The following is a 25332-nucleotide window of genomic DNA, read 5'->3' on the forward strand; positions in this document are numbered from 1 at the left end:
GTAAAAGGGTTTGGAAAAATGAGCGGTAAAGCAGTATTATTCGATTTAGACGGCACTATAGTGGACAGCGTGCCGTTAATAATTAAATGCTATGGAGAAGGGCTTTCACACCACGGCGTTAAAGCCAGCGAGCATGAGCTATTAGGCCTGATGGGTCTACCCACCTGGCAAGTAGTGGCGGAGGTGCTCAAAACGCAAGAACCCGTGGTGATCGAGAAAGTCATTAAAGACATTTTCTCATGCTTCTCTAAAAACTGGCAAAGAGAGTTGAAATTATACCCGGAGAGTGTGCAAGTTCTCTCCGAGTTGAAGAGGAGAGGCTTTAAACTTGGCGTGGTAACTTCCTCAGAGCAGGAGCATGCAGAGATAATGCTAAACTATTTCGGCATATCAAAGTATTTCGACATAATCCAAGGAAGAGTAAACGATCTGAGACCTAAGCCAAGCCCTGACATGATTATTCACGTTCTAGACAAATTGAACGTTGCCAAGACTGAAGCCTTCTTCGTCGGAGACACTCTTTACGACTGCATCGCCTCAGTAAATGCGGGTGTTAAATTCTTACTCATTATGAGGCCCTGGGGGGTAAGTGTCTTAGAGAAGTGTAAGCCGTGGAAAGTGTTGAAGGAGCTAACCAATATTATAGACGTTATTTCTTAATGTATCCCTTCAGCCTATACCATTCAATGGTCTCTCTCAACCCTTCCTTCAAACTATACCTTGGGGAGTAACCCAAAAGCTTCTTCGCTTTCTCAATACTGTATGCTCTATGCTTAGTCACCGAGTCAACAATGCTTCTCCTCAGTAGCAAATTATTATCTCCTTTTAGAAGCGAGTATGCGTGAGTGAACGATAAAAGGAGTTTCGCCAACGCGGGGGTTAAACTATATTTCGGCGGCGGATTACCTGTAAGCTCTGATAGAATCTTATAAACCTCGTTATAGGTGTAAGCTTTATCCTCTGAGAGAATGAAAACTTGGTTTTCAGATTTTTCCAGTTTCTCAACCACTAGCGTGAAACCCTTGGCAACATCATCAACGTGTGCGAATTGTATAAGCGTCTCGCCATTTCCTATTTTGAATTTCGAGAAGAAGCCTCCCTTCGCGAAAGATGTTATAAACCAGTATGACACATCGTTCACATTCCCCGGGCCGTACAGTCCACTGGGCCTTACTATAGTGTAGGAGAGCCCCTTGGCCGCTAGATCTTTTATTTGTAGCTCGGCGAGGAGTTTTGAGCGACCGTATTCGAACTGCGGGTTAGGAGGCGTCTCCTCGTCACCTGGAGGGTTTTGCACTGGGCCTATTGCCTCAGTTGAGCTACAATAAATAAATCTCTTCACCCCATGCTTCAATGCTTGCTCTGCAAGTATTCTAGTTGCCTCCACGTTGAGCCTGTAATATAGGTTCTTCTTCCCTGTGAAAGTGTAGTAGGCTGCTAGGTGGATTAATATGTCAGTATTTTTCACCACGTTCAGAAACGTCTCGGGTCTCTCTAAATCCATATATACTGGTTCAACATTCTTCGCTAACAAGGCCTGCCTTTTCTCAGAAGTGTGATAAGTTCCTCTTAAAGTGAAGCCCTTTTTGATCAGGTTGTCTACAACGTAGGAGCCAAGAAACCCTGTAGCACCTGTCACGGTAACCCTCAAGGCCAACCCCCTTCAAATTATTTTCAGCACGCCGGATTTCTCGACTAGTCGGAGATACATGGTGTATGTGAAATATCTAGGCATGAACTCGCCATCGTAGGGTTCTAGTGGAGTTCTAAAAAACGATTCCCCTATTAGAACAACCCTGTAAATCCCAAGAATCGACAGCGTGTTTAACACGTGGTTGAGATTTCTCTCTGAAACCTTTAAGGAAGCTGTCTGGAACTTATCCATCCCGCTCTCCCTCAGCCTTCTAATCAGAAAAGAGGCCACCTCCCTTAGCTCTCCAATATCCTTCAACACTATTATCTCGATGAATCGCCTCCTAGGTGTTGAGTACGAATGTTTTAAACTGTGTGTTGAATGTTTTCCGATCTCCGGTGTTTCAACAGCGATCGTCCAAGGATTGCCCGGGTTCTCCGAGTAAAAAACTCTTGCACCTTGGAGCTCCAAGCTTTTCCTAAGCAGTATCAGGCTATACAGCTCTCCTTCTCCCATCTCTCGAAGGAATCTCCCCCCAAGATGGTTTAAAGCCTCACCCAAGCTCTCAGCGAACTTCAATGCACTTTCTTTCGAACCTATGAACAAAGCGTAGGTTGGAGAACTGCACAGTTGTTGATCATATAGTATTACATCCCTTGCTAACCCGTAGGCCACTCCTTCCGAGACGGACTCTTCATCTATTATGGCTAGCCCTGTAAGGGGTCCGTTAACAACCAGCCTGGGGTGGTAAGGATTCTTTAACACCCTACTAGCTACAACACTCCTACCCGGCTCCCCGCCCCAGTAGTTGACCACTCCAAGAGGTGTTGAGACTAGGAGGTGTTCAAACACCTTGCTATCATGCTTAAAGTATGAGACCAGGAGGGCTGAAGCAATCTCTTGAGAGCCCTCCACGGAGCCTTCAGCTAGCTCGAAAAGCGTGGTGAAAATCTCTGCTACTCCAGGGTAGTTGCTGAGTGATGGTCTCAATATGGTAACGTTCCCTGAGGCTAGGGAGACAACTGTCGGTAGCACAGCCGGTATGACCGTGTTACCAGAGGAAATTATTAGGGAGGATCCCAGGGGCTTGTTCCACACGAACTCTCCGTTACTGATTTCAACCGGTTGGTCAAGACTTAGCCAACCCCCGATTAATCCCTTATCGAAGAGTTCAACGATATTAGCCTCGTTTAACACCTGTTCAACCAGTCTTAAATCCAGCTTCACGTTTTCCTCGCTGTAGCCTGTGCTTTTAGAAATGCTACGCGCTAATCTCTCCTCGATAGTAGGTAGCTTCTCACTCCAAATTTTCCCCATCTCGCTCAACACTCTTATTCTTCTGCGAAAGCCTAGTTGGAGAAGGCTCTGGGATAATTCTACACTACGATTTAAAAACCTGTCCAGCCACTCAACCGTTGGCTCGTATACTCCGGATCCATCATCTCGCGTCTCTATTTTCGTGAAATAAATGGGTTTCACAGCATTATTCTCGTCCACCACTAGTCATCAACTCCTCAAGGGTGCCTCCACAGGCACGCTGGAGCTCCCAGCCTTCATCCTTGGATAGTCTTCTCACATATTGAAACTCTTTTCCATAGTACCTGTTAGAATATTTAAACTTCATGACATCGCCTGGCAGGAAGACCTCCAGCCATGAAACTGCAAGCGGGTCGTAGATTCCCAGAATACCTTCTCTATCAGGTTCCTGGATGATCTTGAAGGTCTTAGGATCTAATAAGAATACTTCTTGAAGGGGGTGCGGGATTTTTCCCATTAAGCCATAATTATCAATTAAAGCGGTGAGAGTCTCGGTCATGCCGAGCACATCCATGAACGGTGCTGGTTGTTCTATTCCATTCCGTCTCGCCTTGAAGAACCTTCTTGAATAACTCACAATGGTGTCGTAATCAGGGATTTGAAAACCTTTACTGCCTCCGCCTGTTACAATCACCCCTCCCTCCCCTAAATCCACAGGTGGAACTTTATACACTATCTTGCTGAGGATTTTCAATAGTGAATTCATAGATTCAAATTGCTTGGACAGGAGGTATACGCCAGCTGGAGCTGTGAACAGCAGTTTAGGCTCTTCTTTGCTTTTGAAAAACTCCATTATCACCTTCTTATTAGGGACAAGCTTTCTCCATTGAGAACCACTAGCCTCCTCCCTAGACAACTCCATGCCGTATAAGAGCGGGATTTCCTTTCCCTGGAGAGCAAGGTCGACAAATGCTACGAAATTAAGCCGGCTCCTAAGCTCTTTAGCAGCAAGGAATAAAGCTATTCCCTCCCCCTTTCTCAGCTCACCCCCATATACATACTCGAACAGGTAGGTGTTCGCTCTAGTCATCATTGCTAATTCCAAGTAAGTTCTGAAAACCCTAACCGGTGTGTTACTGGTTGTTCCGCTGGATGAAAAAACGATAGCGGGCTCGCTCTTAACCTGTTCTATCAGGAACCGCTTGTAACCCTCCCCCCTCAAGAGATCCGAGGGCACAGCTAGCTTAACAAGATCCTCTAATTCGGCTGAGCCCGGGTCGATCCCTATCCTATTGAACAATTCTTCGTAAAAATCGCTTGTCTCAGCAAAGAATTTTAAAGAACTCCTTAAGAGATCTCTTCTCAATGAGGATAACTCCTCTGGAGATTTTGTGAAAAGACTTTTATCCCCTGAAAGATCCCACAGTCTTTTAACGTGAGGATGAGTTAAGAGCTCGGATTTAACAGCCTTCTCCATGATCTCGTTTACAGAGGGTAAATCCTGGGTTGAATTCAAATAACCACCCTTATAGGATTTGTTTAATAAAACCAAGCTTCTTGATAATAAAATTTTCCCTTGCAATTAAAGTATTTACGGGGGTTAACGATTTAGGAAAACAGGGGAAAACATGGTTTACATCATCGAAGTAGATGGTTTCAAATACTATGCGTGCTCCATCTGTGGGTTGATTTATGAATCAGAAGAAACAGCTTCCAAATGTGAAGAATTTTGCAAAAGCAACCCTGGCAAATGCAATATCGAGATAATGAAAGAATCCATTGGTTACATAGAACAAGCGGAGAGCGGGGCTTTCACTTTGAAATTTAAAGTGCTTGCTAAAGGAGAAAAAATAAAGCCCGTATATAAGATATGCAAGCATCGTTTAAACGTCTACAAGATATGTTGATGTTAACATCGCGAGGGCAAAAGTTTTTATTAAAGCAATGCTATTAATGTGTGTTTGCGGTGATAAACATGGAGAAGGGTTTAATACTGTTCTTCATCATAGCCTTGACGCTAATTATAGCTCAAACAGGTTATTCCAGCACATCATCAAGCCTCGAGATATATGTTGAAGGAAGCCCTGTAGAAAACTCCTTTACAGGGTATGCTAGAGTAAAATATGCTGAAACCCCAGCTAACTATACATTAATTAGCATATACATTCCCTTTGAAGGACAGCTAAACATTATAAACATAACAAGTAGCACCGGTGTATTGATAAGCAACTACCAGCTGGAAAACAATACAGTGTCGTTTCTAGCATTAAACACTTCTGAGATAACCATATACTTCATCGTTGAGAATGTTTTCGAGGAAGTCGGCATAGGGAGCTATGCAACATTCATTGATTTAACCAGATATAGTGATTTAAGCTTCAATCTAACAATGAACCTTGTTGGAGCATATAACGTTGAACCATCCCTTAGCACAAAGTACTTCAATGGAAATACGTTGATAACTATAACGCAACCTGGGTACTATCCTGTGACACTTTACATAAACCCAGAAACAACAACAGTCACGCAACCCAGCAATAATCAAGGGAGGATTCTGATTCTAGGAGCCGTAACGGCTGCGTTAGCGATTTTACTGGTTTTGCTCTTCCTACTCCGCAGAAAGAAGTAGTTTTTCAATAATGTTTAAAAGCCTTCAAATACATACTTCAGTCAGGGATATGAGTACTGCTTCAAGCCTGATCACTAAAGTATATCTTGAAGAACGCATAAAACTCCTAGAAGACGAGGTATTCGAGCTCCTTAAAGCATACAACATTCCAACAGCTCCATATGCTGTTGCTAGAAGCATTGATGAAGTCTCTTTAATGGCCGAGAAAGTGGGATTTCCTCTCGTCATAAAGATCATCTCGCCAGACATAATCCATAAGACCGATGTAGGAGGCGTGAGGCTCGATATCTGGTCAAAGCAGGAAGCCCTGAAAGCGGCGGAAGAGATTACTGAGAAAGTCAGAGCGAGTAATCCCCAAGCAAGGATCAACGGCTTCCTCCTCCAGCCCATGATGCCCAAGGGCGTTGAAATCATCATCGGAGGACTCCACGACCCTGTATTCGGAAGCGTTGTCATGTTTGGAGCAGGAGGCATATTCGTCGAAGTTTTCAAGGACGTGTCTTTCAGGGTTGCACCTCTCACCATAGACGAGGCGTTGGAAATGATTGATGAGATTAAAACCTCAGCAATTCTTAAAGGATACAGGGCTCAACCACCAGTTAACAAGTACTCCATTGCGGAGATAATAGTGGCTGTTGGGAAAATGCTTGATGAACATCCAGAGATAGAGTCCATGGATTTAAACCCGGTTTTCGCATACCCTGATAAAGCCTACGTTATTGACGGTAGGATTATTTTGAGAAAACCAGGCGTTCATCATAAAAGCTAGGCAACCCCTAGGGCTGTATTAGATTTATTCCTGTTTAAATGCTAATTAACCAATTCATTTATTTTAATAAACCCGGAGGCGTAAGTGCTGTCCATGTTGGAAAACTGTTATGAGGAAGGCAATAGTATGAGATCTGTCCGAGAAAATATTACTGAATCATTCGGCTCACGCAACAATTCTTCAAGTGTCGAGGAGGTAGTGGGGAACGTGGAGCAGTTAATAGCTGAGGGAAGGCTTGAAGAGGCATCGCTCTTCTCATATAAGGCTCTGACATCACTATGTGAAAGCAAGCCCGGGATGGCAGGTTCTTTTTTGAACAACCTTGTTTACGGGCCTTATTCGAAATCGATACCTGCTACTCTAACTCTAATACATCTACTCACAGCTAAGGGTTTTCCTCCTTCGTGTGCGGATCAAGTAGCGGTTTTACCTCTCTCAATCGTGTACAGTGTCCCTCAAGGAAGCATCCTGGAGAATGATGTCCTGGTCAAAGCTGTCTTCGGTTTAATTGAAAAATTATTGCACATGGCTTTAACAGAACCGGTACCCTTAGAAAAATTGCACACAGTGTATCTTGAGCTAAACACTTTCCTCTCTGAATTTTCCAAAGTCCTGTCGGAAAACGGGGGTGCGGCGAAGTTCAAAGCGCTTTTCGCGCAGATTGAAACGATGTGGACACGGCTTGTATCCACGCTATTCTCAGGTAGTGACACCTTTACGTGAAGTTTCCACGAGCCCGGGTTCGAGCACTTTTTCAGCGACCCATATCGTCCCATATATCAAACTATTAAAAAGAATGGTGGCTGAGTAGGGTTTTATGAGACGTGGAAAATATTAATCTCTTGCTCTTTATTATATCTAAAGGATGATCGCCTTGAAGACTTACTACAACGAATACAAGGCTAGAAAGGGGTTGTTTAAAGTGAGAATTCTGGCAGATGATCAAAACATCATCAGGAATATTACGATCATGGGCGACTTCTTCATATATCCTGAAGAAGTAATATGGGTTGTCGAAGATTCTTTGAAAGGCGTGAAGTTCGAAAAAGACGCGGTGGCTAACATCATTAGGGATGTGTTTACCAGGGAGAGCGCTGTACTTGTAGGTTGCACCCTTGACGAGTTCATTCAGACGATAGTGGAGGCGAGACCGGTTGAGTGAACTAAGAGTTGTGTTCACGGAGACGCTGGATAATCCATGGATGAATCTCGCATGGGAGGAGGCGTTTTTCCAAAGCAGGTGTAGTGATAAAACCGGAGACGTGTTGAGGATCTGGCGAAACAGGAATGCCGTTGTGATAGGAGTATTCCAGAAGGCTTCGGAAGAAGTAAACCTGGAGTATGCTCAACAGATAAAAGCAGGCGTTGTAAGACGGTTCACAGGTGGTGGAGCAGTCTACCACGACCTCGGTAACATAAACTTTGCCTTATCGGTTAAACCTGTTGGTAGAAAAGTCAACGTCGACTACCTGTACGTTGATCTTTTAAAGGGAGTTGTTAAGGCCCTTGAAAAACTCGGGTTCAACCCAAGTGTTCAGAACGTGAACGACATAATAATAGGGGATAGAAAGGTTGTCGGGGTTGCCGCTAGCTTGAGGAGGGAGCAGAACTGCGGGTTCATTCACGGAGCAATGCTCTACAATGTAAACCTCGACGTTTTAGCCGGCATCCTGAAAATCCCGTTGAAAAAGCTGGCCGATAAAGGGGTTTCAAGCGTCAAGTACCGGGTCACCAATATCAGTGCGCTGAAGCCAGAGCTAAGGGTTGAGGACATTGTAAAAGCCTTAATAGAATCCTTCACGGAGACATTGGATAAGAAGGGTTGGTATCCTGATCTTCCCAAGCAACACGAAATAGAGATGGCTGAGAGACTTTACTCGTCCAAGTACAGTACTCCTGAGTGGAATATGGAGAGAAAGAGGCCTGAGTGGTAGGGAAGGTTAGTTTCCATGAGCCTTTCACTGCTTTTCCCCGTGGATGTAATCATAGATACGAAGGAGGATTCGAAGCATCCGGACGCGAAGAAGAAGCTGTTAAGCGCTGGGTTGAAGGTAGCTGTTCAAAATCTTCCAGCCGGAGACTTCCTCCTGCTCTCACCTCCTGATAAACAAAGCATCCTAGTGGAGAGGAAAACTGTTGACGATTTCGCCAATAGTATAAGAGATAACAGGATATGGGAGCAGTCTAAGTTGTTGAAAAATGCGGCTGCCCAGGACGGTCATAAGCCGCTGATAATTCTTGAGGGTTGCATAGAAGACCTTGCTAGGTATAGAGGGTGGAAGCCTCAGAGCTTGCTTAGAATACTCGACACCCTCATCCTGGAGTTTGAAATACCTGTTTTAAACACCCCCGGGTTCGAGGAAACAATTCAGTGGATAGTGCTTAAAGCTAAAAGTCTCGGAGAAACCGGTGCTAAAAAAGTATTCAGAATGAGGGTTGAGAAGAAGCCTTTGAGCATTAACGAGAGAATCCTGTATGTTGCTGAAAGCCTAGCCGGCCCGGCCACTGCTAGAAAACTCCTGAGAAGCTTTAAAACACTTAAAAATCTCGCAAACGCTTCCATATCTGAGCTCCTGAGAGTGGAGGGTATAGGGGAGAAAAGGGCTGAGGAGATTTTCCTCATATTTAACACTGAGTGGAGGGAGAGCAATGGAACCGGTTGATGCCTTAGAGGTTTCACTCCCATTACTTATCTCGGCCGCGTCAACGTACATTTTATTGAAATGGTGGATTCCGAAATCACTGCTTCTAGGGTTCAAGGGTAAAGACATGAACAAATATGGGTATCCCGAGGTGAGCGAGGCTGGAGGGATATGGGTGATCTTAAGCGCTGCAATAAGCATTCTAGTTTATATAGCGATTGCAACGATTTCGGAGAGAGATCCTGGAAATCTACATCTATTAGCCACCACTCAGGTGTTGATTCTTGCAGGACTATTAGGCTTCATTGATGACATTTTAGGCTGGAAGAAGGGGATTTCTCCAATAGCGAGAGTATTGTTCACAATACCTATAGCTCTACCCCTCATGGCTGTTAAAGCAGGATACTCGGTGGTTGAAATACCGTTCATAGGGCCATTAGACCTGGGGCTCTTATACCCGCTAATTGTAGTACCTATAGGCGTGGTTGGAGCAAGCAATGCTTTTAACATGCTGGCAGGGTATAACGGGCTTGAGGCTTCACAGGGAATAGTTATTCTATCGTTCACGTGCCTGTTCCTGCTGAAGAAAAACATGCTGGAGCTGATACCTGTAATGCTCCCTGTAATAGCATCCCTCCTTGTATTCCTCATTTTCAACAAATATCCTGCAAAAGTCCTGCCTGGAAACTCCTTTACCTATGGATTAGGGGCGTTCTACGCTTCAGTAGTAATATACGGTAATTTCGAGCGATTTGGACTACTCATGTTTACACTGTACTTCCTAGAGTTCGCCTTGTTTCTAAGGGGTCTTGCCAACGGAGTGTATAAGGAGAATTTCGGAATTCCCCAGGAAGATGGAGGGTTGAATCCCCCTTACAGGAAATCCTATAGTGTAACCCACATCGCATTGAAAACTATGATTCGAGTCAAGGGTAAGGCAACAGAGAAAGATGTTGTAAACTTCATATGCCTTCTCCAAATAGTAATAGGATTGATAGGATTATGGTTTTTGTAAAAAAATTATTTTTTGACAAACCCTACGTAGCCGAGGAGACCCAGAACTATTATTGATAACACTATTGAGGCTAATGCGTAGCTTGATAATCCTGCTACACCCTCCTCGCTTTTAGCACGAAGATCGTCTAGCTTGCTAGATAAATCATCGAGCTTCTGGGATATGGAGCTTACGGATGTTTGAAGAGTTGATAGTGCATTGCTTAATTGACCTGTTGTCACCGGAAGCTTCTCGTTCAACAGCTGCTTTATAACGTCGAACTCGGCAAGTATGTCTCCCGTCTTAGTGTTGATGACTCCAATAATTCTGCCCGCTTCGTCTCTTATCAATCCAACCAATGTTGCGTTAACAGAGTCTAACGCGCCAGATAATTGGTTAATCGAGAGCTGGACGTCACCTATCTTCGTCTTGACCAGCACCATCGTATCGTTAATCAATGATAATCTTGCATCCAGGGCACCGAGCAACTCGATGATATTGTTAAGCTTAACATTTATAACTCCGAGGGAAGTGTTGATCATTACCACGTCGCCTCTTAACCCCACTATCTCGCTACTTATCTCCTCAGCATATTGTAGCAGCGTTGAAACATTCAACGCTAGTGCACCTATCTTTGAATCTAATAATACAACGCCATCCCGCACCTCAACTATCGTTGCATTCAAAACGTTTAACATGCCGATAATGTCGGTAAGCTTAACATTTATAACTCCGAGGGAAGTGTTGATCATTACCAGGTTGTCCCTTATCTCAATTATTTTTGCGTTGAGCTGGTCGAGTGTGATAAGTGTTTGCTGAGTATTGTTGAGTATCATGTCTAGTTTGCTCACAACGAGTATCCCTCCTGATACTATGGTCTCACCCTGCATGTCAGCGATCAATACTTCATGTGCTCCTTCATCGACTAGTGGAATGTTGAGTGTTGCCGCGAAGGCTCCGCTCACATTGGATGTCTTAATTGATAGGAAGTTACCATCCAAGTACACGTATACAGGTTGCAGCGGGTTCAAGCCCGTGACTTCCACCGCGACCCTCCCAGGCACCGTAATAATTGTGGGAGATATCACTATTTTCGGCAGTACGTAGAACTCTGCTGAACCGTAGTGTGTCTCATCAATGTTCATTACTTCGAACTGGTGGGGTCCGCCTGGTACAAGTTTTAAAACGCCTGAGTATATTGCCGTCCCGTTCTCATTAGAGGTTACGTAGTCTACTATTTCACCGTCGATCATGATAGCAAGGGTGTCATTAGCTTCGGCACCAGTTATCGTTAACGTGTAGGAGTCTCCTACGTGGAGGAGTGGGTTGTCAATATAAACCTGCAACGGCTTGAGCACTAGCCACTTCGCAGAGTTTAACACAATGTTCCAGAAGTCATCAGTGAACGTGTCCGGGGTGTTCCAGCTTGTGATGGCGAAGCTGGAGAGCAACACCCATTTAACCCCGTTGTCAAACTCTTTGAAGGCTACTGCGTCACCACGTCTCACACCGCCAACATATAGCGAACCTATTGTGATTCCGCTGAAACCTGAGAAGTATGAGTAATCAGCTCCCGTCCACGAGTTGATCATTATCATTGAGCCGACCGGGTATCCCCTGAATAGCGGATGAGGCCTGTCCACCCTGATGAAAAGCTCCCCGGCTCCCCCTCCATAGCCAACTGATGCTGGGTCGCCGAGATACATGTTCAATACTTTTATACCGTAGCCGTATAATCCATAACTATCCATCCATATTACTCCCACGCCTTTCTCGAACGTTGCATTCAGGAATTCTGAGAACTCGGTAGATGAGGGGAATGGTACTCCGTAGTCTCCAGAATATATCACCACGTCTATAAGCCCCGCTAAGACATCGTTAGTGAGAGCTGGGAGGCTTGTATAGGTGTTAGCGTACCAGCCGTTTTTCTCGAACACGTATTTGAAGGTGCCGGCGTAATCCCACATTATCCCTATTCTTGGAAGCCGCTTCAAAACGATCTCGCCGAGGTTGACTGTTTCGTTAACGCTTACCTCAACCTCTAAGAACACTGACTTGTAACCAGGGGCTTTCACTTCGAGAACATATGAGCCCTCGGGTAGCCAGAACTTGAAGTAGCCGTTTTCATCGGTTCTCGCGGTAACAGGTGTTCCAAGTACTTGGATCACAGCGTTCGACAATACGGCGCCATCCGACCCTAACACCCATCCTTCAACAAACCCGTAAGGCAGTCTCTCGAGCGCGACATCTACTCTTGTGTAGATGTTCTTCTCAATTCCTCTGCTAACCACGAATCCGCCAGAATTGGGTGTTGATTTGAGTATTGATAACGCTTTCACGAGTCTTGAGAGGTCAGGGCTCCCGAGACTTGGGATAGCTGTCCAGCCTAGTAGGACAGCGTTCTCCAGTACCTTCTTAGTGTTGTTGCTGTAAACGCCGTCAGCTCCGGGCTCGATGTACTGGACCCAGTAGCTCTCAGCCCAGCTTCCAAGGTAGTACCATGGCACGTTGCTGTTAGACATCCACTCGGCAACGCCAACCCCGAAGTATCCCTCATACCCGGTCATGGTGTCGTTAACATATGCTAATATGCTCAGCCTTCCAGTAGGGTCTGTGAAGTTGTAAACCTTATAGTCACAGTACCCGCTGGAGCACACGTAGAACCTGTTGGGCGGTATGTCCGGCGTTACCCCGTTGAACACTGGGTGTGAAAGGTTCAGCATGTGAGCCTGCACATAAGTGTACGTAGGATACCTATACAAGTTACTATATGGTGCTGGATAGCTGTTATTGACGAGTGTGCTATTGTAGTATTGCAGTACGTCGAGCGCTGTATAGCCTGCGTAGCTTGTCCCCAGGAATATCAGCGTAGAGCCTGAGGCATCTGCGAGCAGTAATAATGCTAACACGTCGGCGAGGGCTGGGTATGTGTAGCGGTCGGGTTTGAAATAGTTTATTACCACCACCTTCGGGTTTATTAACCCGTTGACCCAGTCGTTGATTAGTACGGTGACATCCGTATAGTTAACCGCTGGAAGGCCGAGGCCCTGCACTATCTCAATTATGTGCGGCCTAGTGTAAGAGTAAATGTTTCCTAGCACGACCACTGTTGGAGGTATTGGCTGAAGGTAGAAGTCTTGCTGGACGCTTGCAGCAGGAGCTAGCGTTACTGTGGCATTGGCTTCGACGAACCCTGGTTTATAAGCCCTGACCAAGTAGGTGCCTGATGGAAGGCTCAACTGGTAGTAGCCTGTGGAGTCCGTGACGTTGTAGACCAGCTCGCCTGATACGTATGTGTAAACTATCGCGTCCTGTATGGGCGTGTTGTTAACAGCGTTGTACACGTAGCCGTATAGGGTACCGTTTCCTAAGGGGTACAGTGGGAAGTTGACAACCACGACCTCGGCTTCATCCACGGTAACAGTTGTCTCCGCCGACCGGTATCCCGTAGCCTCCGCAGCCAGCGTGTACGTGCCCGGGGGCACGGAGAACTGATATGTACCGTTCTCATCCGTTTCAACGGTTAAACCCAGCTCCACCACTGTTACGTTAGCTCCTTGAATAGGTGTGGTGGTTATAGCGTCAAAGACCACCCCAGTGATGGTTCCGTTCAAAAGCACCACGGTTACAGGGACCTCGATGCTCTGGTATCCCCATGCTTCAAACCTTAGTGTATAGTTGCCGGGATCTAACGGTATCTTAAAGTACCCGGTACCGTTAACCTTGAAGGACTGGTTTGTCTCTACCACAATGACCTTGGCCCAGGGTATTGGTTCTCCTGAAACTACATCCGTGACAAAACCTTCCACACCGCTCTTCTTAGCGTACTCCTGAGCCTTTCTCACGGCCTCGTAAGCATCCACACGTCCCCATCCATACCTCGTGTCAAGCCCGGGGTCGCCGAAATCTATTGCAGTAGAGTTGAGAATCATGTAAACTTTCTCGGGCGTGTCCATAACATCGAAGTACACCCAGCCAGCCGCCTGGAGGACAAGGGCTACGAGGCCTGAAACATGCGGTGCCGCCATCGAGGTACCGCTCCAAGCCTCGTATCCTCCTCCTGGAACCGAGCTGGTGATTGAGACACCAGGTGCTGACAGATCGGGCTTCACATATGTTGACGGATACATGTCGAAGAAAGGCCATGTTGGAGGCGGAGATGGCCATGAAACAACTTTCCCACTACTCCAGGAGGCCACATTGTCGTTGATATCGGTTGCGCCTATGCCGAAAACGCCCCATATGTTGCCTGGGTTTCCTGATGTTCCAGGGCCGGAGTTGCCGATTGATGCTACGGGGATAATGTTTGCGAGCAACATGTTCTCTATAGCAGGTAAGAGGTCGTTGCCATAGTATTCATTGGCTCCAAAGCTCATTGACACTACGTGAGCCGGCAGACCCGTTGGAACAGGCGTTCCTCCAACCAGGTAGAATGGTTCAACAGCCCACTGCATTCCAGCCAACACCTGGGCGAAAGTTCCGCCTCCTCCTGGCAAGACCAAGCCGTGCATTAAGGTGGCGCCGGGTGCGACACCTATGAGTATTTCCGAGGTGTCTCCGCCTAATGCTGTCCCACTAGTGTGGGTTCCATGTCCATCCGTGTCATGCGGCATGCTTAAAACTGGGTTACCGCTTGCATCAAACTCCATCCATCCGCCAGGGTAGTAGGGGCTTGAAGGGTCAAGCGTTAGCATCTTGCCTGCGAGTGCTGGGTGAGTGATGTCCACACCAGTGTCAAGTACTGCAATCCTAATTCCTTCCCCAGTGTAGCCGAGAGACCACACTTCGTTAGCCCTTATCTTGAATATACCCCAGCTACTAACGAGCTGATCGGGTTCAATGCTTTCCCTCTCTACGGGACGTATCACTTCTACCCTGAAGTTCTCGAATATTTTTACGACATCAGGGTGGGTTGCAAGAATCTTGACCAATGACACGGGGACTCTTGCAAGGATTACATTATCCAACCAGAACCTGTTGAGAATCACGCCTCCTTTCATATTGATCATTCTAACTATAGGTTCCTGAGTGTAGGAAGCCCAGGATTTCAAGCTAGCCACAGCCAGGTTGTAATCTCCCTTTACAAGGGTTCTCACATTGTCAGGCAAGGGTTTCAACCTTATAACGACCTCAACGAAGACATTGCTGTCCAGGGTTCCAATGTTTTTCAACAGGTTGGGGTGAATCTTCTGTAATACCTCATCATTTCCTTGGCTTGCAGCGAGAGGAGTTGAGAGAGATGTTATAAGTATGAATACTAGGAGGATTACATTTATACTTTTGTGAGACACATTTCCCACCTTACGTGATCTCGCTTATGATTTTTACGAGTATATAAGCTTTTCCCAAATATTTCTGGAAAGTTTTCAACCCAAGATGGACAATACATAAAGTCTCATTCAGCACGCACTAGCCCGTTCTGAAAATGTATAGAAGATAGAGGGTTGAAGCAATGCCGATGAATGAGGAGGATATGAGGGAGAGTCCCGGATTCAAACCCACGTATAGGATGCCTGCCACCATGGATGAAAACGCCGCGCCCACGTTCTCCATGATTCGCTGAAAGCTAACAGCCCTCCCTCTTATCTCCTGAGGAAGTATCCGGGTTAGTATTGTTGAGACAGCTGCTGAAATTATGTTGTTGGATATGGAAATCACGACGTTACAGACTATCACCACCGATAACGCGTCGACGTTGAAGAAGTATGGGAGTGAGAGTGCCGCGATCGATGATGAAGCGAGGATGGATGAAATCAGTGAAAGCTTCCTGAAATTCGTTAATGTAAACCTGAATATAAGTATTGACCACGCTATGCTCGCCATGGTTGACGCGCTGTTAACCAGCCCCCACTCTGGCTTCTCTATTCCCAGGACTTCTATAGCGTATATTGCTCCATAAGTGTTGAGAACGCCGAACGCCAGCTGCCACAGCAAGGCGGTGAACACGTAAACCTTAAAGGCTTTCACCAGCACCGGCCTGTAGCCTGAAAGCTCAAAAACCAGCTTACTAAAATCCTTATCCCTTTTCGAATAGGTTTCTTTAAAACCCCTCATCCTCAGGATCAAGACCATGATACTTAACACTCCAGACAATACGAAACCTATTCTTACCCCAGTAACCCCTAACTGTTGGTAAAGAATCCCTCCCACAACAGGCATGAAGAGCCATGGAATACTTGGAACAATGTTCAAAAGGATGAATCCCTTGAATGTCTTGTCCCTGGGCATCGAATCCATGACTATTGCGCTCAGCGCGGGCTGGTAGAAATGCATCGCTGAGTCTAACACCCATATGATTGCGAACTCTCTCCAATCCCTGGCTAACGCGTACAAGAACTGAACAATAGTGATACCTGTGGTACCGATCATGATTGTTTTAACCCGTCCAATATAATCGGTGATCAACCCACCAGGGATGAGGGAGAGACCGAGCGAGAGCATTCCCAGGGTTCTTATCCACGCGAGATCAAGGTCGCTTGCTCCTAACTCTTTAGCGTAAACCGAGAAAAACGGCTGAACTAGTGATCCGCTCAGAGCGAATAAAAACCATGAAAGAGCCATTACTCCAACATTTCCAGAGAGTAAGGAGCGGGCCTCGCTAACGTATTCGCTGAGGAATCTACGATTAATCATAGCGGGTTCCTGGGTTTTAAAATAGTGCTAAGTCGATTCTCCTCTCAAGTACTTCTCCAGCAACTCCTTGGCGTAATCGTATCTTATGCGTCCCTCGCTAATCATTTTCTCAGAAATCTTGTCGATTAGATCACCGGTTGCCCCCGCCATTATGGCTAGGTTCCTGGCGTGAAGCCTCATGTGCCCTTTCTGAATACCCTCGGTGACTAGAGCTCTTAAAGCAGCAAGGTTCTGGGCTAGTCCAACAGCAGCCATGACTTCGGACAGTTCCTTGGCTGTTTTAACATTTAGTATTTTCAAGGCAATCTTGGCAACCGGGTGAACCCTTGTCGCACCTCCTACGATGCCGACTTGAAGTGGGAGCTCGATACTGCCGACAAGGAATCCTTGCTCGTCAACCTCCCAGTAAGACAAGGGCTTGTAGCAACCTGTTCGACTCGCGTAGGCGTGGGCCCCGGCCTCTATTGCCCTGTGATCCTGTGCTGTCGCCAACGCTACAGCTATTATCCCGTTCATAATCCCCTTATTATGGGTTACTGCCCTGTAGGGATCGATTTCGGCTAGGATGCTTGCCTCCATGATCTTTCTAGCAACATCCAATCCCCCTACTTCATCAGAAGGTGTTCTAGCCCAAGCTCTCACAATCCTTCTGGTAGCGTAGTTAGAGACTATTCTCAGCCTTGCCTGCCCTCCTGTAATCTTCTCCAGCATTGGAGCTACGGCCTCTGCCATAGTGTTAACGGTGTTAGCGCCCATGGCGTCTCTCACATCAACGATCAAGTGTACAATTATGACGGGCCCCATGCGTGAGTCGGCAATTCTTACTTCTAGGTCTCTTGGCCCACCGCCGTACTTTAAAAGGGTTGGATCCTGTTGCTTAGCGTGCTCCAGTATCTCCTGCTTGGCCTCGATTATCCTCATGGCCTTATACTGTGGCGCAGTAACGTTCACGATGTGTATTTGGCTGATCATTTCTTGAGGGCCTGCCTCAGCCCTTATCCCTTCACCATACCTTAGCATTCTAGCCGCGTTGCTTGCTGCCGCTACTACACTCGTCTCCTCTATTACCATCGGTACCAGGTAATCCACCCCGTTTATCTTGAAGTTAGTGGCAATAGCGAACGGGTATGTCATCCCGCCTACAACGTTCTCAATCATACTGTCCGCGATCTCTACTGGAAGGTTCCCCAAGTTGCTAAGGGTTTTAACCTCGTCCCCGGTTAAACCTGACATCTCAGCTATAATTCTCAACCTTTCACTCATGGGAAGCTTGTAAAACCCTTGTATTCTACTGCTCCTCTCAGGCATGTAAATCCCAGTCTTCTTATATTGACGACTATGTATTAAATATTAACGGTGGAAATAATGGTTCATGAATGGGCCCTGGCTGAGTCGATAGTGCTGTTTCTTGAAAATAGTGGTTTTCGAAAAGTTAAGTCCCTTAGAATAGGGCTTGGAATACTTCAATCAATAGATAAGGAGATATTTTCCTTCAGCCTTCAGGAATTGCTAAGGGATAAGGGTTTAACTGTGGAAAACCTGGAAATAGTTGACGAGAACGCCGAGCTGGAGTGCAACACTTGCGGTTACAGGTGGAGTTTAAGCCCAGAGTCCATGGACGAGGCTGTCAGGGAATCAATCCACTTCGTGCCCGAGTCCATCCACGCCTTCACCAAATGCCCTAAATGCGGTAGCAGGGATTTCTCGATAACTCAGGGAAGAGGTGTGAGAATAATAGAGGTGCAACCAGATGAGCTCTGATCCACGATTCCACGGCGTGGTTAAAAGGTTGAAGCAAATATCTAAAGTGTACATGGTTTTAAGCAGTAAGGGAGGCGTGGGAAAATCCTTCATATCAACCCTTCTATCATACTATTCCTCGCTAAAAGGAGTCCCAACCGGACTACTCGACCTTGACTTCACCAATCCATCCACCCACATAATACTTGGCGTCAGACCTGAGGAAGTGTCTTACAGGGAAGAGAAAGGGTTGGAACCCTTCAAAATAGGTGAGCTCTCATACTTCTCCATAATTTCCTTCACAAGGGACAAGCCCCTGGTTTTAAAAGGTGAGGAAGCTAGGAACGTGATGAGAGAGGTTTTAAGCATTGTAAACTGGACGGGCATTCAGAAGCTCTTCATAGACACTCCACCAGGCCTAAGCGATGAGCAGTTAGAAGCTATCTACAATCTCAGAGGCTTGGTGAAGCCAATAGTTGTGTCAACCCCTCACAGACTATCGATTCAAAGCGTTTCAAGATTGGTGAAAATCCTCAGGGACGCTGGAATAGGCGAGATAATGCTTGTTGAAAACATGGGAAACGGTGTGCTGAAGGCTTTCGCTGAGAGCGAGGGTCTCAACTACGCAGGCTACGTCCCGTTCATTGAAACCATTGACGAGTGTATTGGGTCAGCTTCTAAGATTGAGAACTGCCATCTTAGAAAATACTTTGAGGCTATTCTAAGTAAAACGTGATTTTCACGGTTCAACTAATGAAACCCCTCGCCTGAGATGTTAAAACTCGTCAGAGCTCAGCGACCTGTCTCCCGCATCACCTATGCCGGGTACGATAAAGTAGTCCTGGTTGAGAACAGGGTCCACGCTTAAAGTTATAACTCTGACATCGGGAAATCTCTTCCACAGGTTTTCCAAGCCGGTCCTGGACGCTATTATCGTGGCTACGAGGTAATCCTTGCATTTCAATTCGTTAAGCTTTTCTAAAACCTTTATCATGGTGTTTCCCGTCGCCAAGGTCGGATCCACGGCGATAGAGGTGTATTCTGAAAGGTCGGGAGGGACTCTTTCATAGTATAGTCTGACAAGAACCTTGTTCTCGACTTTAAATCTTCTCGCAGCAACTATTCCTAGGCCTGCCCAGGGCAAAGCCTCCCAAATCCCGTGCATTAAAGGTATGGATGCTCCTAAAACCCCGATGATGTAGACCTGTTTTCCCGGAACGATGCCCTCGGTTTTAGCTATTGATGTTTCTACGAATACGGGCTTCCACTTCAAAAGCCTGGAGGCTTCATAACCAATTATGTAGCCTATTTTCTTAACGTAATCCCTGTAAACAGCGGGCCTAGTATCTCTTCTACGTAAAACGGTGAGATAGTACCTTGCTAAAGGATTATCAATAATGATGAGATTCTCGCTCAAAAATCCACCCAAAATTAATTTTAACAGTGCCAAGTATAAAGGGATTACCCTATCGCTTGCTAATACCCGGTTACCAGGTTTAGAAGAAACTACAAGGTGACTGCAAGCCTATGGGCTGGAAACACCTTAACTACTCCTTGACGGTGTACCCCCTCTTCCTCAACCATTCTTTAACGGATCGGGCAACCCTAGGCCCGAACCTAGGTAGGGAGGATAGCTTTTCCAGCGGGGCCTCGGCCAGGTCGTTAATGCTTTTAATACCGTGTTCGATCAGTATCCTCGCTCTGACCCTACCTATGTTCTCAACACGTGTCAATTCTAACGCATCCTCCTTAACCCCTTCCTCCAGTCTCATGGAAAGCCTTTGTAAATGCCTATACATCCTTCTATCCCCTAGTACACTCTCTATTTTAGCAAGTGATGATACTATCCATGTCGCTGTTTCCTTAATGTTGAACAAGTCGCCGGGCCCTATCGAGTACTTACTTATTATCGCATCCTCGGGCGTTTCATTTATCCAGTCAACTAATATCATCGCGTACACGTAGCTTGCCAACCAGTCATCATAGTCCGCCTCCACCCTGCCTGGAGAGGGTATGATCCCGTGCCTGCTCATTTCTAAAGCACCTTCCTCAAACTCCTCGATAATCCTGCTAGGTATGTATGGTGCACTCCTCAAGAAGTCAGGCGTTATCGTTACCACGTGTAAAACGTATGCATCTGAGGGTAGCGGTGGCTTAATCCTCCTCCAAGTATCAACCGTTGCCGGGTCCAGGTAAGTGTAAGACGTGATCTTCCCAAGGCTTGTTGCTTCTAGAAAACCATTCTTTTCAACCACCATATTTGTTTTCAACAAGTAGTTAATTGTTTCCCCTGTTAAGGACTCGAGAAAGGTTTTTGAGCCCGCGTAATATGCGGAGAACGTTAGCGAGAAGATGTCGTTTAATCCTTCAATACTCGCTGCCTCCCTGGAGGCCAAGAGGGATAAAGCATGAATCCTTAGATTCCGGGAGCTGGCTAACTTCCCCCTCACTTCTTCAGGGCGTCCTCTCAAGAAGGCCACTGCCTCCCTATCGCTTGAAGCATCGACTATTATGCTCTCACCCACTCTATCATATCTTGGCCTCCCCGCTCTGCCAGCCATCTGCTTGTACTCGCTAACGCTAATGCTTACCGTCCTCCCCTTTGAGGCGTCGTAGCGTTTAACGGATACAACAACCCTGCGAGCTGGGAGGTTGACCCCAGCGGCAAGAGTTGGAGTGGCGAAGACTATTCTCAAAACTCTGCTCCGAAACGCCTCCTCTACCACTCTCCTCCCCACGCTTGATAATCCTGCGTGGTGGTAACCAACCCCTCTTCTCAACAGGCTTGTCAAAAACTCCCTCTCCATACTGCTCGGGTCCTCAGAGAGTTGTGCAACAAAGTCTTCAACCTCCTCTTCCGGCGTAGGCGGGAGTTTAAGGCTTACTTTCTCAGCGTATTCTTCAACTTTCCTCCTGTTGTGAATGAAAACGATTGTTTGATAATCCATTGATAAATTATGGAGGACAACGTCAAGTATTCTATCACCAGTGTTAACCTCCACGCTCTCCTCTACACCATTATCGAAGAATATTTTCCGCAGGCTCTTAGAGTAGTATCCTTCAACCAATTTCACAGGCCTCCACGGGGTATCAACAAGTCCCCCCTTGATCCACTCGGCTAAATGATGCGGGTTCCCGATTGTGGCGCTTAAACCGAGGATTTGAACACCTGCTTTCAAAGCCCTTGCAACGATCATCTCTATGATGGGGCCCCTGTCAGGATCCCCTATAGTATGCATTTCATCGATAACTATTGCTTTAACCCTGCTAATCCAGCTGGGTTTCAGTCTTAAAAGACTGTCAAATCTTTCATAAGTAGCAACGATGATGTCGTAATCCCTTAGCTCTTCAGCTGGATTATCGTAATCACCGGTTGTGATGCCTGCTTTAAGCCCAATCCTGGAGAGACGGTTGAACTCTCCATGCTTCTCGCTTGCGAGTGCTTTCAACGGGGTAAGATAAACCCCTATCCCCTCGTTCACAACAGTCTTAACCAGGAGCATTTCCGCAATTAACGTCTTACCACTAGCCGTGGGAGTTGAAACCACCAGGTTCCTACCTTCTAACACGCCCTTGTTAACAGCGTCTGCCTGAACGGGGTTCAGCGTTGTGATACCTTCCGCCTCCAGCACCCTTACATAGCTCTCCGGCAACCCTTTGCTTATTAATTCCTCGACGCGCATTTCAACCCTCTTATAAAGATTTAACCTTATCAAATCCATTAATTACATGGCTGTTTAAAAGGAGTTAGTTATGAGTAGGAAAATATTTCACGCCCTTGTGGATCCCGATGAGGCTGTTAAACTAGTGCTCGAGAAAGTGAGGCCGCATCCCTCTGGGGTTGAGAAGGTTCCGTTGATCAGTGCCCTTTACCGGGTCTTAGCCAGTGATGTCTACTCGCCGATAGATCACCCTCCATTCGACAGGAGCGAGGTGGATGGCTATGCTGTTAGAAGCGTGGACGTGGAGTGGAGCGATGAGCTATCACCAGTATACCTTAAGGTCAAGGGTCGTGTGAAGCCGGGTGAGAAACCTGCTTTAGAAGCCGGCGTTAAAGACGCCGTAGAGGTTGCCACCGGGGCAATGATCCCGAGAGGCTACGATAGCGTGGTCATGGAGGAATATGTTGAAAGAGATGGAGAGGTTTTAAAGGTCTTCAGAACAACTCCTCCCGGAGATAATATTTCGACAGCTGGTAGCGATATATCCTCAGGGGACCTGGTTCTTTTCAAAGGGACATTGCTTAGACACAGTCACCTGGGCTTGCTCGCAGGGTTAGGGGTAAAAGAGGTTGAAGTCTACAAGAAACCTAAGGCGATAGTGTTTTCAACGGGTGAAGAAGTTGTCGAACCAGGTACCGTGTTGGAGACCGGCAAAGTATACGACGTGAACGGTGCGTTAATAACATCTTATCTTAGAGAGCAGGGTGTTGAAGCCGAGTACGGAGGGCTTCTTCCCGACGATTATGATGTGATAAAGGATAGGGTTCAGAATGCTTTGAGTAACTATGACATGGTGTTCACAAGCGGTGGAACCAGTGCAGGGGTCTCGGACCTGGTTTACAGAGTGTTCAACGAAATAGGGGAAATAATCGTCCACGGGTTGAGGACGAAGCCGGGTAAGCCTACGGTGATAGCAACAAGCAATGGGAAGATCTTGATCGGTCTGCCAGGTTTCCCGCTCTCATGCTACATGATCCTCGTGAGAGTTGTCAGCAGGATTGTAAGCTTCTACACAGGGGCGCTGCACGATGTTAAGGATGTCGACGCCTTAATGCCTGTTCAATTGAGGAAGCAGGTTGGTAAAACATGGCTAATACCTGTTATGCTGGTTGAATCTGAAAACGGCTATGCCGCCTACCCTGTCTCCATGAGCAGCGGCGCTATCTCACCACTAATCCTGAGCGACGGGTTCCTCGAGATAGGTGAAAACGTGGACGTTGTCATGGAGGGTGAACGGGTAAGGGTTTACCTCTTCCGCGACATACCTGGGAAAACCAGGTTAAACGTGATAGGAAGTAATGATCCATTGTTAACGGAAATACTGAGGCTCAAGGGTTTGATTAGTGCTTCCAGGATTCTAAACGTAGGCAGCACTGGCGGCTGGAAAGCTGTGGCGAGAGGCGAGGCCGATGTAGCCCCTACTCACTTGTTGGATGAAGAAACCGGATGCTACAATACTCCATTCATCAAGAAGTATGGGCTTGAAGATAAAGCTGTCTTGATCAGAGGGTATGACAGGCTTATAGGAATAGTGGTGGAGAAAGGAAACCCTAAGAATATTACCACCTTAGAGGATTTCTTGAGAAGCGATGTTAGAATAGTGAACAGGAGCAAAGGCTCCGGTATCCGTGTATTCCTCGACATGGCGTTAAAGCGGATCGCTAGTGAGAAGGGGCTGGACCCTGGCAAGCTCGGCAGAATGGTTAACGGATACACCTATGAGGTAAAGACACATACAGCGGTAGCAACAGCTATCAGGCAGGGAAGGGCTGACGCTGGCTTAGCCGTGGGATACGTAGCGGAACTACTGAACCTCGACTTTGTTCCGTTAACATGGGAGGAGTATGACTTCCTTATCCCTAGGAAAAAACTGGTTAAGGAGGCTGTTACCACGCTCATAGATAGTCTCAAACATTTGAGCCAAATACTCGGCGAGGCTGGGCCATTGTTCAAGAAGTATTATAGAGTCAGCGAGGGCTCCGGCTTCGAGAAAACCTGTTGCATTAACGAGGCATAATCCTCTATTTACGTTCAAGTATGTTTTTCATCAGCCTCGCGTTCTCAAGCATCCAGTGATCGTTGTTGAAAAACACGTAAACAGTTTCAGGCCCGAGCTCAATAATTCGCCTGCCTATTTCAGTAAGCTCGTCTCTCGAGTACTCGTAACCGTACCAGTCCGTGGACCCGTGTAGCCGCATGTAAACCACACTATTCGATGCCACAATCCACCGGGCTATCGGAGCATCTATGGAAACAAGGGTGATGCCAAGCTTCTCCCCCCATTTTGCAACGCTCTCGGTGAAACATGACGAGTGCCTGAATTCGATAGCAAACCTTCTTCCCAAAGCTGTTGACGAGTAAAACCTTTCTATGCTTGATAGATTCCCATCCTTACAGGAGAAATTAGGGGGGAGTTGGAACAGGTAGAAATCTACTTTATCATCCAAGGGTTTGAAAAGCTCTTTGAATTTCACCCAAGTATTCAAGGCATCGAGCTTAAGCTTCCTCAAGTGGGTAATGCTTCTATGGGTTTTCACAGACCATCTCAAGTGCTTAGATTTCCTGCTCCATGCTTTTACCTGGTTGGGAAAGGGAAACCTGTAGAAACTAGCGTTTAACTCGACAGCGTTCAGCCCGCTGAACTCGACATACCAGTCTAAAGTTGCTCCCTCATTCCAATCATAAAGCCACCCGCTAGTTCCAACAAAAACCCTCATAAAACCCCTCAAGAATAATTTTCGCTGTGAAACTAAATAGCTTTTCAAGGGTTGCTAGCATGAAGGTAACCATATGCATCGGCTCAGGAAACCCTGTTAAAGTGAAAGGGGTTAGGTTAGCTTTTGAACAGTTTTTCACCGTAGCAGAGGTTCGTTCCAAAAAGGTTTCAACCACTGTCGGGGACCAGCCCATAGGTTTACACGAAATACTTGAGGGTGCTATGGAGCGGGCAAGGGGTAGCTTAGACCCCGAGTGCGATTACGGTGTTGGAGTAGAAGCAGGATTCTACCTGCTCAATAATGAACCGTTTGACGTGGAAGTATCCTACATAATTGGGAAGAATGGTTTGCACTCGTATGGCCTCTCACCCTCGTTCCCTATCCCTAGAGCGGTGTATGAAGCAATTGTTGAGGGCAAATACAGTGAGCTGGAGGAGGCTGTTGAGCATTTGACCGGGGTTGAAAGAATTGGCGAGAAGCAAGGATTTATAGGTTTTCTGACTAGAGGAAAGCTTGAAAGATATGTTCTAAGCTATACAGCAACCATCATGGCTCTTGTTAAACTATTGAACAAAGAACTTTATGATCTAACTTAG

Annotated in this window: 22 protein-coding genes; 13 read left to right on the forward strand and 9 right to left on the reverse strand. The window is 46.5% G+C overall.

Annotated features, from left to right (window positions below):
* The first annotated feature begins 18 nt into the window (after positions 1-18).
* Entirely contained in the window at positions 19-660 is a 642-nt protein-coding gene (locus IMZ38_RS05835) for an HAD family hydrolase (protein ID WP_193435953.1), read from the forward strand.
* On the opposite strand, the gene IMZ38_RS05840 is transcribed toward IMZ38_RS05835, so the two are convergent.
* Genes IMZ38_RS05840 through IMZ38_RS05850 form a run of 3 tightly spaced genes read right to left on the reverse strand, consistent with a single transcriptional unit; the run spans position 650 to position 4406 of the window.
* The gene (locus IMZ38_RS05840) at positions 650-1651 is read right to left on the reverse strand and encodes an NAD-dependent epimerase/dehydratase family protein (protein WP_193435954.1); all 1002 of its coding nucleotides are present in this window, start codon (positions 1649-1651) and stop codon (positions 650-652) included. The genes IMZ38_RS05835 and IMZ38_RS05840 overlap by 11 nt on opposite strands.
* A gap of 12 nt (positions 1652-1663) precedes the next feature.
* Positions 1664-3133 (reverse strand): acyl-CoA reductase, encoded by a 1470-nt coding sequence (locus IMZ38_RS05845; RefSeq protein ID WP_193435955.1) that lies wholly within the window; start codon positions 3131-3133, stop codon positions 1664-1666.
* Complete coding sequence (locus IMZ38_RS05850; protein ID WP_193435956.1) at positions 3117-4406, reverse strand: phenylacetate--CoA ligase family protein; 1290 nt, start codon at positions 4404-4406, stop codon at positions 3117-3119. The genes IMZ38_RS05845 and IMZ38_RS05850 overlap by 17 nt, the downstream gene beginning before the upstream one ends.
* Positions 4407-4518: 112 nt before the next feature.
* Here IMZ38_RS05850 and IMZ38_RS05855 point away from each other — a divergent pair, with 112 nt between their 5' ends.
* The 8 genes from IMZ38_RS05855 to IMZ38_RS05890 all read left to right on the forward strand — a co-directional run bounded on the left by IMZ38_RS05855 (position 4519) and on the right by IMZ38_RS05890 (position 9945).
* A complete protein-coding gene (locus IMZ38_RS05855; protein ID WP_193435957.1) occupies positions 4519-4797 on the forward strand; it encodes a DUF7128 family protein in 279 nt (92 codons plus the stop codon).
* A gap of 68 nt (positions 4798-4865) precedes the next feature.
* The gene (locus IMZ38_RS05860) at positions 4866-5519 is read left to right on the forward strand and encodes a hypothetical protein (protein ID WP_193435958.1); all 654 of its coding nucleotides are present in this window, start codon (positions 4866-4868) and stop codon (positions 5517-5519) included.
* A gap of 49 nt (positions 5520-5568) precedes the next feature.
* Positions 5569-6288, forward strand: coding sequence for an acetate--CoA ligase family protein (locus IMZ38_RS05865; protein ID WP_193435959.1), 720 nt, complete (start codon positions 5569-5571; stop codon positions 6286-6288).
* Between the two features lie 96 nt (positions 6289-6384).
* Positions 6385-7011, forward strand: a complete 627-nt coding sequence (locus IMZ38_RS05870; protein ID WP_193435960.1) for a hypothetical protein — start codon at positions 6385-6387, stop codon at positions 7009-7011.
* Positions 7012-7162: 151 nt separating this feature from the next.
* On the forward strand, positions 7163-7450 hold the full coding sequence (locus IMZ38_RS05875; RefSeq protein ID WP_193435961.1) for a lipoate protein ligase C-terminal domain-containing protein: 288 nt from the start codon (positions 7163-7165) through the stop codon (positions 7448-7450).
* Entirely contained in the window at positions 7443-8222 is a 780-nt protein-coding gene (locus IMZ38_RS05880; RefSeq protein WP_227410842.1) for a lipoate--protein ligase family protein, read from the forward strand. The genes IMZ38_RS05875 and IMZ38_RS05880 overlap by 8 nt, the downstream gene beginning before the upstream one ends.
* Before the next feature lie 15 nt (positions 8223-8237).
* Entirely contained in the window at positions 8238-8951 is a 714-nt protein-coding gene (locus IMZ38_RS05885) for an ERCC4 domain-containing protein (RefSeq protein ID WP_193435962.1), read from the forward strand.
* Positions 8938-9945, forward strand: coding sequence for an MraY family glycosyltransferase (locus IMZ38_RS05890; protein WP_193435963.1), 1008 nt, complete (start codon positions 8938-8940; stop codon positions 9943-9945). The genes IMZ38_RS05885 and IMZ38_RS05890 overlap by 14 nt, the downstream gene beginning before the upstream one ends.
* A gap of 5 nt (positions 9946-9950) precedes the next feature.
* On the opposite strand, the gene IMZ38_RS05895 is transcribed toward IMZ38_RS05890, so the two are convergent.
* The 3 genes from IMZ38_RS05895 to IMZ38_RS05905 all read right to left on the reverse strand — a co-directional run bounded on the left by IMZ38_RS05895 (position 9951) and on the right by IMZ38_RS05905 (position 17901).
* A complete protein-coding gene (locus IMZ38_RS05895; RefSeq protein ID WP_193435964.1) occupies positions 9951-15215 on the reverse strand; it encodes a carboxypeptidase regulatory-like domain-containing protein in 5265 nt (1754 codons plus the stop codon).
* 118 nt (positions 15216-15333) lie between these two features.
* The gene (locus tag IMZ38_RS05900) at positions 15334-16557 is read right to left on the reverse strand and encodes an MFS transporter (protein WP_193435965.1); all 1224 of its coding nucleotides are present in this window, start codon (positions 16555-16557) and stop codon (positions 15334-15336) included.
* Between the two features lie 27 nt (positions 16558-16584).
* Positions 16585-17901, reverse strand: coding sequence for a hydroxymethylglutaryl-CoA reductase, degradative (locus IMZ38_RS05905; protein WP_227410967.1), 1317 nt, complete (start codon positions 17899-17901; stop codon positions 16585-16587).
* A 21-nt stretch (positions 17902-17922) separates the two neighbouring features.
* Here IMZ38_RS05905 and hypA point away from each other — a divergent pair, with 21 nt between their 5' ends.
* The gene (hypA, locus tag IMZ38_RS05910) at positions 17923-18318 is read left to right on the forward strand and encodes a hydrogenase nickel incorporation protein HypA (RefSeq protein ID WP_193435966.1); all 396 of its coding nucleotides are present in this window, start codon (positions 17923-17925) and stop codon (positions 18316-18318) included.
* Complete coding sequence (locus tag IMZ38_RS05915; RefSeq protein WP_193435967.1) at positions 18308-19033, forward strand: P-loop NTPase; 726 nt, start codon at positions 18308-18310, stop codon at positions 19031-19033. The genes hypA and IMZ38_RS05915 overlap by 11 nt, the downstream gene beginning before the upstream one ends.
* A 39-nt stretch (positions 19034-19072) precedes the next feature.
* Here the strand turns inward: IMZ38_RS05915 and upp are convergent, their stop codons facing one another.
* Complete coding sequence (upp, locus tag IMZ38_RS05920) at positions 19073-19714, reverse strand: uracil phosphoribosyltransferase (RefSeq protein ID WP_193435968.1); 642 nt, start codon at positions 19712-19714, stop codon at positions 19073-19075.
* Positions 19715-19844: 130 nt separating this feature from the next.
* Complete coding sequence (locus tag IMZ38_RS05925; RefSeq protein WP_319637036.1) at positions 19845-22019, reverse strand: DEAD/DEAH box helicase; 2175 nt, start codon at positions 22017-22019, stop codon at positions 19845-19847.
* A gap of 31 nt (positions 22020-22050) precedes the next feature.
* Here IMZ38_RS05925 and IMZ38_RS05930 point away from each other — a divergent pair, with 31 nt between their 5' ends.
* Positions 22051-24036 carry a molybdopterin biosynthesis protein gene (locus IMZ38_RS05930; RefSeq protein ID WP_193435969.1) on the forward strand — a complete coding sequence of 662 codons (1986 nt, stop codon included), beginning with the start codon at positions 22051-22053 and terminating at the stop codon, positions 24034-24036.
* A gap of 4 nt (positions 24037-24040) precedes the next feature.
* On the opposite strand, the gene IMZ38_RS05935 is transcribed toward IMZ38_RS05930, so the two are convergent.
* Positions 24041-24736 carry a DUF72 domain-containing protein gene (locus tag IMZ38_RS05935; protein ID WP_193436948.1) on the reverse strand — a complete coding sequence of 232 codons (696 nt, stop codon included), beginning with the start codon at positions 24734-24736 and terminating at the stop codon, positions 24041-24043.
* 59 nt (positions 24737-24795) lie between these two features.
* On the opposite strand from IMZ38_RS05935, the gene yjjX reads away from it, so the two are divergent.
* Entirely contained in the window at positions 24796-25332 is a 537-nt protein-coding gene (gene yjjX, locus IMZ38_RS05940; protein WP_193435970.1) for an inosine/xanthosine triphosphatase, read from the forward strand.

Source organism: Thermosphaera aggregans (assembly GCF_014962245.1).
GTDB classification, from domain to species: domain Archaea; phylum Thermoproteota; class Thermoprotei_A; order Sulfolobales; family Desulfurococcaceae; genus Thermosphaera; species Thermosphaera chiliense.

Excerpts from the sequence above, each read along its gene's own strand:
- IMZ38_RS05890 (WP_193435963.1), top strand. The coding sequence starts at position 8,938 with ATGGAACCGGTTGATGCCTTAGAGGTTTCACTCCCATTACTTATCTCG.
- IMZ38_RS05935 (WP_193436948.1), bottom strand. The coding sequence starts at position 24,736 with ATGAGGGTTTTTGTTGGAACTAGCGGGTGGCTTTATGATTGGAATGAG.
- IMZ38_RS05915 (WP_193435967.1), top strand. The coding sequence starts at position 18,308 with ATGAGCTCTGATCCACGATTCCACGGCGTGGTTAAAAGGTTGAAGCAA.
- yjjX (WP_193435970.1), top strand. The coding sequence starts at position 24,796 with ATGAAGGTAACCATATGCATCGGCTCAGGAAACCCTGTTAAAGTGAAA.
- IMZ38_RS05865 (WP_193435959.1), top strand. The coding sequence starts at position 5,569 with ATGAGTACTGCTTCAAGCCTGATCACTAAAGTATATCTTGAAGAACGC.
- IMZ38_RS05855 (WP_193435957.1), top strand. The coding sequence starts at position 4,519 with ATGGTTTACATCATCGAAGTAGATGGTTTCAAATACTATGCGTGCTCC.
- IMZ38_RS05900 (WP_193435965.1), bottom strand. The coding sequence starts at position 16,557 with ATGATTAATCGTAGATTCCTCAGCGAATACGTTAGCGAGGCCCGCTCC.
- IMZ38_RS05885 (WP_193435962.1), top strand. The coding sequence starts at position 8,238 with ATGAGCCTTTCACTGCTTTTCCCCGTGGATGTAATCATAGATACGAAG.
- IMZ38_RS05925 (WP_319637036.1), bottom strand. The coding sequence starts at position 22,019 with ATGGATTTGATAAGGTTAAATCTTTATAAGAGGGTTGAAATGCGCGTC.
- IMZ38_RS05835 (WP_193435953.1), top strand. The coding sequence starts at position 19 with ATGAGCGGTAAAGCAGTATTATTCGATTTAGACGGCACTATAGTGGAC.
- hypA (WP_193435966.1), top strand. The coding sequence starts at position 17,923 with ATGGTTCATGAATGGGCCCTGGCTGAGTCGATAGTGCTGTTTCTTGAA.
- IMZ38_RS05930 (WP_193435969.1), top strand. The coding sequence starts at position 22,051 with ATGAGTAGGAAAATATTTCACGCCCTTGTGGATCCCGATGAGGCTGTT.
- IMZ38_RS05860 (WP_193435958.1), top strand. The coding sequence starts at position 4,866 with ATGGAGAAGGGTTTAATACTGTTCTTCATCATAGCCTTGACGCTAATT.